The sequence below is a fragment of the Corallococcus exercitus genome, assembly GCF_003611585.1.
In the GTDB taxonomy this organism is placed as follows: Bacteria; Myxococcota; Myxococcia; order Myxococcales; family Myxococcaceae; genus Corallococcus; species Corallococcus exercitus.
Genome location: NZ_RAVW01000342.1, coordinates 1 through 10850, shown reverse-complemented (window position 1 = coordinate 10850; position 10850 = coordinate 1). Strand labels below are relative to the sequence as shown.

Here is a 10850-nt window from a genome sequence, read left to right as displayed (position 1 = left end):
CCCCAGTTCCACCTCGCCAGGGCACACGCTACTGTCAGCCTCCCACGGGCTTCTCGTGAGCCCTGCGAGACTGGGAACTCGGGCCGCTCGCGTCCGTGAGCGGGTTGCCCCTGGTGGGCCGCATGTGCCCCCAGTGTGCCCCTCCAGCGTGGATTGAGGGGGCACACCGAGGAACAGCGTGGGACGGGGCGGGATCAGGAACCCAAGGAAAATCAAGGAGATGGGGGGTAACAGCGCATCCTGCCTGGGGGTTCCCATCTCCCTGCCCGAGGGTTCGATTCCCTCCGCCTCCACAAGAAGTAACCCACCGCCTTGAGCCGCGCCCCCTCCTGCCGAGGGGGCGCGGTTTGACTCCAGGGACCAAATCCGGTCAGTTGGGACCGAAATTGGACCAAACTGGAGTCTTTCTGCATGGGTAGCGGCAAGGTCTGGACGGGCAAATGGCAGGGCGGGCGCACGTTCACGGCGAAGGACGGTCGCCCGGTGTACGTGCTGCGCAAGATGGTCGCGGGCAAGACGTATACGGTCCACCTCGACGCCCGCAGCGAGACGGAAGCCGAAGCCGAGCTGGCCCTCTTCATGCGCGATCCCGAGGGCTACCGGACCAAGGGCGAAGCCCAGAAGCTCAAGCAAGAGTCCGCCGTCTACCTGGACGCGCCGACCGTGGGCCGCTACCTGGACTTCATGCGGCGCGCGGGCACGACGAAGCGCTACGTGAGCAGCGTTGGCTTTTACTTGGCCGCGTGGGCGGAAGCGTTTTCGGGCCGCGATTGGCGCACCGTCACCCTCCAGGACCTTCTACGCGAGTTGAACCGGCAGCCCACCGCGCGCAAGAACCGGGTGACGGCCCTCAAGGCATTCTGCGCGTGGCTGCGCGAGGAAGAGGGCACGTTGACGGTGGCGGAGGACGCCACCATTTCCCTCAAGGTGCCCGTCAGCCGTCCCGAAAAGTCGGTGCGTGAGAAGGGCTACAGCATCGAAACCATTGAACGGCTCTACCGCGCTATCACCGGCTGGGAGTTCACCAACTTCGACCGTAAGGACATGCGCCGGGTGACGGACGTTCAATGCGTGCGCGACGTGCTGTGCCTCCACGCCAAGACGGGGATGCACGGCACGGAGATTGAGCGGCTTGCCCAAGGCGAGGGCAAGGTCACGGTGTTGAAGGAGCCGGGCGAAATCGCCGCAACCCTTCGGTTCGTCCACAAGAGCGGGCGTGTTCACGTCCAGAGCATCGACCGTCAAGCGCTCGCGGCAGCGCAACGGCTCCAGGCGCGCGGTGCTGCGCCTGTGGACAGTCACATCCGGCGCGTGGTGCGACGGGCCTGCAAGTCCCTGGGCATGGAGCTGGTGCGCTTTGGGGAACTACGGCACAGCTTTGTGACGTGGGCTTCTGAATGCGGACAGGAAGTGCGGCCCAAATCGGGAGGGCTGCCACTTGCTGCCATTGCCGCCGTGGTGGGGCACACGTCGCCCGCGACCACCAAGCGCTTCTACGAAAACGTTGCGGTGCCGCCCATGATCAAGGTGCCGCTCCGGCTGGAGCATCCCGAGGATCCGGCAGTGCTGCCGCTCAAGGCTGCCGCAGCATCCTGAGAATCGCTTCCCGTGTCTCCCGCCCGGTGGAAGTGCTCCGGGCGGGTTGCCGCTTGAGCTTGGGGGTTGGCTCGCGGACGAAGCGCTCCTGGAGTGCTTCGATGCTCTCCACCGTCACCATGGCCGTCTTGCCCACCTTGGGGGCGCGGCTCAGCGCGCCCGCCTTGAGGAGTGCGAAGACCTGGGAGCGCCCGCAGCCGAGAAGGGCCCTTGCTGCGTCAACGGTGACGGCGCGGGCGGCCTGGACGGGGGCCGCTTGGGTGATGCGAGCCTGAATCACACCCACGGCCTCCCGCAGCCTGCGAAGTTCATGGTGGATCTCCCGCAGCAACGTGGATTCGGTGCCGCTGTCCATAGCGGTGAGCTGCTGCGTGTTGCTGGTGTCCTTGTTTGTGTCCTTCATGGGTGCCGACCTGATGGCGTCTGGATGCCCCGTGGGGCGTCCTGGCGGTGTCCGTAGTGAGGAGTGCCGAGCGTCGGAGTTTTCTCCGTCCGAGGGCCCGCCTTCCAAGTGGAAGGCACCCCGCAGCCTCACTGCGTCCCCTAATTTTCTCGCATAAGACAAACAATTGTCAAACACCTTCCCCAAACACTGTTCCGCCTACGTGGCGGGAGTTTCGCCGTATTGAGCATGTGTTTTCGCGCTCTGAGGGAGGCGGTTTCGCGCCGGAGTTTCGCCGTTTGGCGCGAATCATTTCGCCGTCTACAATTGCGCCGAGGGAGCGCGAAATGGAGATATGTAATTGCGCCGCACGGTGCGAAACGTTTCGCGCCGTGCGGCGATACAGCGGCGCAATTTCGCGCGTGCGCCATAGCGGGCACGTCCTCGGGCGAAATGGCGCCGCGCGGCGGGTTTCGCGCCGTTTCCGGATCCGGAAACGCGCCCACAGGGACGGCGCGTTTTCCCCCGGCCCCACTCTGCCGCGTCTCAGTCGGGCGGACCTCGCGGCGCGTAGGGGCGCACCTCCAGCCGTTTCCGGGGTTTCGCGCCGACCCGCGAGCAGCGGCGCCGATGGCGTAACGAAACGCGCCAGCCGAAGGCGCGAATTGGCCCCGTGCTGCCCTGGTGTGTCTGGTGGGGACATTTCGCCGCGTGAGCCGTCCCCACGCTGCGTTTCGCGCGCCGTGGAGGATTTCGCCAACGACTCGCCGGGGCGCGCGGGTGCCCTGCCGGATTTGCGCCGCTGGGCCAGACTCGGGCGCTCCCAAGCCGCCCGTTTCGCCTGTGTCCGTGATGCTGCCGCTTACTTCCCGGCGCTGCTGCCGCCCCCGATCCACGCCCCGAGGTGGCTCGGCGCGAAATGGATCCACGGCCCCGAGGTGGCGTGGTGCGAGTGCTGACCGCTGCGCACCGACCGCGCTCCACGCGCCCCGGAGGGGGTGCGGCATGCGGGGGCTGCGCCCTGGTGGCTTCCCGGGCCCGAGGTGGCGCTCGGCGCGAAAAGGCGGCATGCGCCCGCACGGGTACGCGGCGCGAAACGGCTCTGAGGGGGGGGCGCGGCGCGAAACGGCTTCCCATCCCCGAAGGGACGGCGCGAAACGGCTCCCTGGACTCCGAGGGAGGCGGCGCTCGGGGGCGGGGGGCTGCCGCCGTGCCCTGGCGGGAGCAATGGCCTCCGAGGTGGTGCGGTGTTCGGGTGCTGATCGTCACTGCGCACACCGGCCGCGCTCCACCCGCCCCGTGGGGGCGGCGCTGGGGTGCTGCTGCGCCCGGCCGTGGCGAGGCTCGGCGCTGGGGGCTGCTGCGCTCCGCCTGGGATGTGGGGTGCTGCTGCATACCGGCTGGGAGCTGCTGCGTCCTGGCCGTGGTGAGGCTCGGTTCCGGGGATGCTGCATCGCCCCGGCCGTGGTGAGGCTCGGCGCTGGGGTGACGCTGCGTCCCGGCCGTGGTGAGGCTCGGTTCCGGGATGCTGCTGCGTCCCGGCCGTGGTGCGGCTCGGTTCCGGGGTGCTGCTGCGTCCCAGCCGTGGTGAGGCTCGGTTCCGGGGTGCTGCTGCGTCCCAGCCGTGGTGAGGCTCGGTTCCGGGGTGCTGCTGCGTCCCGGCCGTGGTGAGACTTGGCGCTCCTGCGCACCAAGGGGGTACGGTGCTTTGGCCAGGCGCTACGCGCCCGGAGTCATGCCGCGATCAGCAGATTCGCGCTGCGCACTTCCTCAGGCTGCGTGGAATCAGCCGGTGCGCAGCAGCCAGCACCCGCGCCGAGTGCCACCTCGGAGCCGTTTCGCGCCGCGTACCCGTGCGGGCGCATGGCGCCTTTTCGCGCCGAGTGCCACCTCGGAGCCGTTTCGCGCCGACCCGTGCGGGCGCATGGCGCCTTTTCGCGCCGAGTGCCACCTCGGAGCCGTTTCGCGCCGCGTACCCGTGCGGGCGCATGCCGCCTTTTCGCGCCGAGCGCCACCTCGGGCCCGGGAAGCCACCAGGGCGCAGCCCTCGCACGCCGCGCCCCCTCCGGGGCGCGTGGAGCGCGGCCGGTGCGCAGCGGTCAGCACTCGCACCACGCCACCTCGGGGCCGTGGATCCATTTCGCGCCGAGCCACCTCGGGGCCGTGGGTCCATTTCGCGCCGAGCGCCCTCTCGGAGTCGTGGACCCATTTCGCGCCGAGCGCCCTCTCGGAGCCGTGGAGTCCTTTGGCGTTGTGCCACCTCGGAGGCCGTGGAGGGCAGCCGGTGCGCCGCGTCCAGCCCCCGCGCCGAGCACCCCCTCGGAGCCGAGGAGCCCTTTCGCGCCGCGTACTCCCTCGGACTCTGTGGAGTCCCGCCGGTGCGCCGCGTCCAGCACCCGCGCCGAGCACCACGCCACCTCGGGGCCGTGGATCGCGCCCGGTGCGCAACGGCCAGCATCCTCGCTAAGGACCACCTCGGGACCGTGGAGCCCTTTCGCATCGCATCACCTCGGGTCGGGCATCCTTTCGCGCCGAGGACCATCTCGGAGGTCGTGGAGCCTTTTCGCGCCGAGCATCCCCCAGGGCCTATGGATCCGGCGCGGTGCGCGGCAGCCCCCCGCCCCCGAGCGCCGCCTCCCTCGGAATCCTGGGAGCCGTTTTGCGCCGCCCTCGCGGGGCCGGAAAGCCGTTTCGCGCCGCGCTTCCCTCGGAGCCGTTTCGCGCCGCATCCCTCGGGGCCGGAAAGCCGTTTTGCGCAGCGCACCCGTCCGGGCGCGTGGCGCCTTTTCTCGCCGCGCGCCACCTCGGACCCGGAAGTCCACCACGGCGCAGCGGCAGCCAGCATCGGCCGCGCCGAGCGTCACCTCGGGCCATGGTGCTAGGGCACGGCGGCAGTCAGCACCGGCCGCGCCGAGCATCACCTCGGACCGTGGCCCCCGGTCGGTGCCCAGTCGCCCGCTACGATCCGAGCACCGCGCCACCTCTGGGCGCGTGGAGCCCTTTCGCACCGAGCGCCACCTCGGGGCCGTGGCGCCCGGCCGGTGCGTCCCCCTGGGGCCGGTGGAGTCCACCAGTGCGGAACCCCCGCACGCCGCACCCCTTCGGGGCGCGTGACGCGCGGACGATGAGCAGCGGCGAGCACCCGCGCAGTGCCCCCCCGGAAGCCCTGGAGTCCGACAGGGCATGGCGGCTGCCAGCAGCCGAGCACCACGCCACCTCGGAACCGCGAAGCCCTTTCGCGCCTCGCCACCTCAGAGGCCGTGGAGGATAGCCAGTGCGCAGCGGCCAGCACTCACGCCGAGCCACCCCTCGGGCCATGGAGTCCACCCAGGGCACAGCGGCAGCCAGCAACTACACCGAGCGCCCCCTCGGGGCCATGGAGTGCGGCCGGTGTGTAGCAGCCAGCAGCCGCGCCGCGCACCACCTCGGACCGTGGCTCTCTTGCGCACCGCCCCCTCGGGGCCACGAAGCCCTTTCGCGCCGTGCCGACTTGGGCGCGTGGAGGCTGACCGGTGCGCAGCATCCAACACCCACGCCGAAAGCCACCTCGGAGGCCCTGGAGTCCTCCAGAGCACGGCGGCTGTCAACACCAGCGCCGAGCCTCACCTCGGAGGCGGTGGAGTCCGCCAAGGCGCGGCAGCGGCCCGCATGCGCGCCGAGCCTCACCTCGAAGGCGGTGGAGTCCGCCAAGACGCAGCAGCGGCCACCATGCGCGCCGAGCCTCACCTCGGAGGCGCGAGGAGTCCGCCAAGGCGCAGCAGCGGCCAGCCGCCGAGCCTCACCATGGGGGCGCGGAGTCCACCAGTGCGCAGCGGCCCGCATGCGCGCCGAGCCTCACCTCGGAGGCGGTGGAGTCCGCCAAGACGCAGCGGTGATCAGTCTCCACGCCGGGCCTCACCTCGGAGGCGGCGAAGTCCGCCAAGGCGCAGCGGCAGCCCGCACGCGCGCCGAACCTCACCTCTGGGACATGGAGCCCTTTCGCGCCGAGCCTCACCTCGGAGGCCGTGAAGTCCTCTCGCGCCGCTCCCCTAAGCATCTGGCCGTAGATGTTGCGCACGCCTCGCATGCAACCGCGCTTGGCGCGACGCGCACGAATGTTCGCAACGGTCCCTGGCTGGGGGCTTGGGCATCACAGCGGAGGTCGTGGGAGTGGGACTTGCGCCCCCACGTCGCCTTCTGCGATTAAGGAAAAACACACTTTTGGAGGATTCCTCAATGCGTCTCGCAGCTACCCTCTGTGCCGCCCTTCTAGTGAGCCCCGCCGTCGTGCTCGCCGCCGCACCTGCCGCCGACGCCATTGTGCGCAAGCAGGTCACGGTGAGCGGGAAGAACGATGAGTGGACGTCGGTGGACCTGAAGGTCGCCAAAGGCGACATCCTGCTCATCAAGGCCGAGGGCCAAGTGGTGGTCGGCTCGTGGACCGGCGCGGTGGATGCGAACGGTGCCCCGGGCGACGGCTACGGCATGCTGGTCATGAAGGTGGGCGCAGAGTCGGGGAACATCAAGGTCGGCAAGAAGACCTACTTCGTAGCTGACGAGAACACCGGCTCGGTGAAGGTGAAGGTCTACGACACCAAGTATGGTGACAACAGCGGTTCCCTCACGGTTGAGGTCATCAAGATTCCTGCTGGCGCCATTCCCGAGGCGCAGGTCGTCGCGCAGGACGAGTAACGTCCAGTCGAACGACGCGTGCGGCCCACTGGCGGCCCCGAGGCGAAATCCTTCGGGCCGCTGTCGTTCGCCCTCGTGCGCCACTCCTAGGAATCATGTGGCCATAGCTGCTGCCTTTCGGGCGTGAATCCGCACCGCCCGGCATCGGAAGTGCGCAATATCTATGGCCGGGGGCTTAGGGGGCGCATGGGAGCCATTTCGCGCAGAGCCTCCCTTGGGGCCGTGACGCCATTTCGCGCCGAGCCTCACCTCGGAAGCCATGGCGCCCGGCCAGTGCGCAGCGGACAGCACACGCGCCGAGCTTCACCTCGGGGCGCGCCGAGCCCGGCCAGTGCGCAGTAGCCAGTCGCCACGCCGAGCATCACCTCGGAGCCCGTGGAGTCCGTAGAGTCCCGCCAGGGCGTAGAAGCCAGCATCCGCGCTGCGCACCCCTGGGGCCCTGGAGTCCGCCAGAGCGCGGCCCCCGCGCGTCCACTACCTCGGGGCCTACGGAGCCGGCCGGTGCGCAGCGGCCATCACCCGAGCACTGTCCCACTCGGAACTCCGTGGAGCCGTTTCGCGCCGGACTCTCTAGGGGCGCGCGAAGTCCGGCCGGTGCGCAGCGGCCAGCACGCGCGCCGAGCACCCCCTAGGGGCCGTGGAGCCCTTTCGCACCGTACCGCCTCGGGGCATGCGGAGCCCGGCCAGTACGCGCGCCGAGCACCCCTCGGAGCATGTGGAGTCCGTTCGGTGTGCAATCGCCAGCACTCACGCCGAGCACCACGGAGGCCGTGGAGCGCGGAGCACGGCCGGTGTGCAGCCACCAGCCGCCGCGCCGAACGCCACCTCGGGGCCGTGGAGTCCATCCGGTGTGCAGCCGCCAGCACCCGCGCCGAGCCCCCTCGGAGCCGTACATCCTTTTCGCGCCGCCCCCTCGGGTGCGTAGGAGTCTGGCCGGTGCGCAGCCGTCTGCACCCGCGCCGGGCCCCCCTCAGGGCCGTGGAGCCATTTTGCGCCGCACCCCATCGGGGCACGTGGAGTCGGCCAGTGCGCAGCCTCCAACAGACGCGCCGAGCACCACTCGGAGGCCGTGGAGTCGGCCAGGGCACGATGGCCGCCAGCTCCGGCCGCGCCGAGCATCCCCTCGGTCCGTGGAGCCCAGTCCGTGCGCAGCCGCCCGCACCCAAGCACCGCGCCACCTCGGGGCTCGTGGGAGCCGTTTCGCGCCCTCCCTCGGAGTCCGTGGAGCCGTTTCGCGCCCTCCCTCGGAGTCCGTGGAGCCGTTTCGCGCCCCCCTCGGAGGCCGTGGAGCCGTTTCGCGCCGAGCCTCACCTCGGGGCGCGTGGAGTCTGGCCGGTGCGCAGTGGCGAGCACGCGCGCCGAGCCTCACCATGGGGGCGTGGAGTCCTCTCGCGCCGAGCGCCACCTCGGAGGCCGTGGCGCCCGGCCGGTGCGTTCCCCCTCGGGGCCGGTAGAGTCCACCAGGGCGCAGCCCCCGCACGCAATTCCCCTTCGGGACGCCTGGAGCACGGACGATGCGCAGCGGCCAGCAACCGCGCCGAGCCCCCTCGGAAGCCCTGGAATGCGCCAGGGCATGGCGGCTGTCAGCAGCCGAGCACCACGCCACGTCGAAGCCGTGAAGCCCTTTCGCGCCGAGCCACCTCGGAGCCCGTGGAGGGTAGCGGGTGCGCAGCGGCCAGCACTCACGCCGAGCACCAGTTCGGGCCGTGGAGCCCACCCGGGGCACATCGGCAGCCAGCAACTACACCGAGCGCCACGTTGGGCCGTGAAGCCCTTTCGCGCCGCGCACCGCCTCGGAGGCCGTTGAGCCCGGCCGGTGCGGCGGACCAGCACCCGCACCTAGAATCACCTCGGGACGGTGGAGTCCGGCCGGTGCGCAGCCACCAGCGTCCACGCCGCGCACCACCTCGGAGGCCGTGGAGCCCCTTCGCACCGAGCCACCTCGGGGCGCGTGGAGCCCGCCAAGACGCAGCAGCCACCCACACCGAGCCGCCTTGGACCGTCACAGAAGGGGGGCCAATGACTCGCACCCGCCAGGCATCCGCCAGGCGCACCTTCAAACCCGGCCCCGACCCCTCACGTTGCCAGGGCCTGCATTGGGAGCGCTCTCGGGGGGAAATCGGTCTGTTAGGGTCAACGCATGAGGTTTCGTCCCTTGCCACAACTTCCCGGGCTTTTGGTGGTGCTCTTGTCCTTCGTGACGTGGACAGCGGCTGCGGAAGAGTCCTCCTCACCCAAGGCCCGGGTGAGGAGCGTTGCACTCACCGCGAAAGCCGAGGGCGTGCGCGTCTCCACCCGCATTCCCACCACGCTCACTTTCGACACGCCGATCAACGCGCAGGCCGTGAAGCTGGACGATAAAGCGCCTGTTGAGATCCTGGGCGTTGGAGAACGCTCCGTTACCCTCCGGGCGCTGGAGGAATTGAGCGAAGCGGTGACGTTGCGCGTGCCGTTTCTCAACGAGCCCAGCCTGACGGCGCCCGTCTTCAAGCTCACCACGGCTGCCGACGTGGTGGACGCGCAAGTCATGGTGTTCCGCGACGCCAGCGCGCCGGAGTTGATGCAGGGCCGGCTGGCCGCATTGGAGGCCCGCTGCTCCGCCTGTGAGGCGGCACTCACCGCGCAGCGCGAGCGCGGCAATGCCATGAACCCCTCCGGATGGATTCTCTCGGGGCAGGTGAGCGAATCCGGCCTCATCGTTAAACAACTCCGCACGCCACCCGGCAGTGCGGCGGCGGGCATGAAGGTAGTGTCCGTCTACCGCTTCAAGGCGGATGCGTGGGTGGTGCTCGCTGTGGATGTCTCGAACCGCACCGGGCAACCGTGGAGGCCGGGCAAGTCATGGTTGGAAAATCCGTCCACCGGCCGCCGCGTGGAGGCGCGCACGGTGGCCATGACTCCGGACGTGCTGCCGCCCACCGGCACGGGCCGCTTGGCGGTGGAGTTCGCGTGGAAGATGGGGGAATCCGGACCGGACGGGGAAGCTTTCCGGTTGGTGATACAGGAGGCGGCGGACGGCGCCCGGCCCCTGGCCATTCCGGGCGTGGTGCTTGAGGACGGGACTCCAGCGCAGGAGAAGAGCGGACCATGACGACGGCGGAAGTCTTCAGCTACCTCAAGCCCGGCTCCCGCCTGGGGGCCTACCGCGTCCGCGAGTGGAAGGGCGGGGGCGCCTATGGTGACGTCTACCGGGGCGTGAAGGACGGCAAGCCCGTGGCCCTCAAGCTCTCCAAGCACCGGCAGCACAGCGCGGACCCGGGAAAGACGGATGAACGCCTGCTGCGCGAACTGGTGTGCCTTGTCCACGTGGACCACCCCCATATCGCCAAGGTGCAGGGCTGGGCGCGCACGCCGCAGGGACGCGGGTATCTGGTGCTGGAGTACGTGGACGGCTGGACTCTGGCGCACTGGCTCCAGAACGCGCAGCCCACCTTCCAGCAAGTGGTACGCCTCTTCGCGAAGCTGGCCCATGCCCTGGAGCACATGCACGGCCGAAGGGTGCGCCACCGGGACTTGTCGCTCTCCAACGTCATGGTGCGCAAGGTGGACGGTGAGCCCGTCCTCATCGACCTGGGCGCGGGGGAATACTCGGGAGCGCAGGAGTTGACGGACGCGCCCCTGCCCCCAGGCACCAACCGCTACCGCTCTCCGGAAGCGGCGCGCTTCTTCAAGGAGAACCAGAACAACCCCGACGCGCGTTACTCCTTCCCGCCCGAGGATGACCTCTACTCGCTGGCGGTGTGCCTGTATGACGCGCTGACCGACGCGGAGCCCGCGCGCGGCGGGGGGGAGGCGCGCAAGGCGCCCCGCATCGACGTCAACAGCCCCATGTGGGCGCCCCCGTCCGCACGCACCGCCAACCCTCGCGTGCCCGAGGCGTTGAGCGAGTGGGTGGAAAAGTGGATGGCGCGCGACTTCGAGAAGCGGCGTCCCTCGCTGGCCTCCATGCGGGAGGCGCTAGAAGCGCTGGCGGCGCAGGAGGGCGCGGAGTGGCTGGCCCTCGTGCAAGCGCCTCCGGAAGCGGGCTCCGATGTCCCGGAGGCCACGGGCCGCCCTCCCGCGAAGGCACTGCGGCGCGTGCTGGCGGGGACCGTGGCCGCCGTCGTGCTCGGCGCCTTCGCCTTCGCCTTGCTGCGCGAAGCCCCCACGCGGGAAGCGCCCCCCGTCCCCGTCGTGCCGGAATCCTCCAGCGGCCCCCGTG

General features: G+C 70.2%; 5 protein-coding genes and 1 tRNA gene. 5 read left to right on the top strand and 1 reads right to left on the bottom strand.

Features of this window, described 5'->3' with window-relative positions:
* Positions 1-216 precede the first annotated feature (216 nt).
* Positions 217-293, top strand: a tRNA-Gly gene (locus D7W79_RS43920).
* Between the two features lie 118 nt (positions 294-411).
* The gene (locus tag D7W79_RS31275) at positions 412-1596 is read left to right on the top strand and encodes a site-specific integrase (protein WP_120529034.1); all 1185 of its coding nucleotides are present in this window, start codon (positions 412-414) and stop codon (positions 1594-1596) included.
* Here the strand turns inward: D7W79_RS31275 and D7W79_RS31270 are convergent.
* A complete protein-coding gene (locus D7W79_RS31270) occupies positions 1574-1999 on the bottom strand; it encodes a hypothetical protein (RefSeq protein ID WP_120529033.1) in 426 nt (141 codons plus the stop codon). The two genes, D7W79_RS31275 and D7W79_RS31270, sit on opposite strands and share 23 nt — an antisense overlap.
* Before the next feature lie 4245 nt (positions 2000-6244).
* Between D7W79_RS31270 and D7W79_RS31260 the strand changes: the two genes are divergently transcribed.
* From D7W79_RS31260 to D7W79_RS31250, 3 genes are all read left to right on the top strand, one after another.
* Positions 6245-6649 carry a hypothetical protein gene (locus tag D7W79_RS31260; RefSeq protein WP_120529031.1) on the top strand — a complete coding sequence of 135 codons (405 nt, stop codon included), beginning with the start codon at positions 6245-6247 and terminating at the stop codon, positions 6647-6649.
* 2140 nt (positions 6650-8789) lie between these two features.
* Positions 8790-9740 (top strand): DUF2381 family protein, encoded by a 951-nt coding sequence (locus D7W79_RS31255; RefSeq protein ID WP_120529030.1) that lies wholly within the window; start codon positions 8790-8792, stop codon positions 9738-9740.
* Positions 9737-10850, top strand: a 1114-nt coding sequence (locus D7W79_RS31250) for a serine/threonine protein kinase (RefSeq protein WP_147442138.1), incomplete at its 3' end; no start/stop codon positions are given. The genes D7W79_RS31255 and D7W79_RS31250, both read left to right, overlap by 4 nt.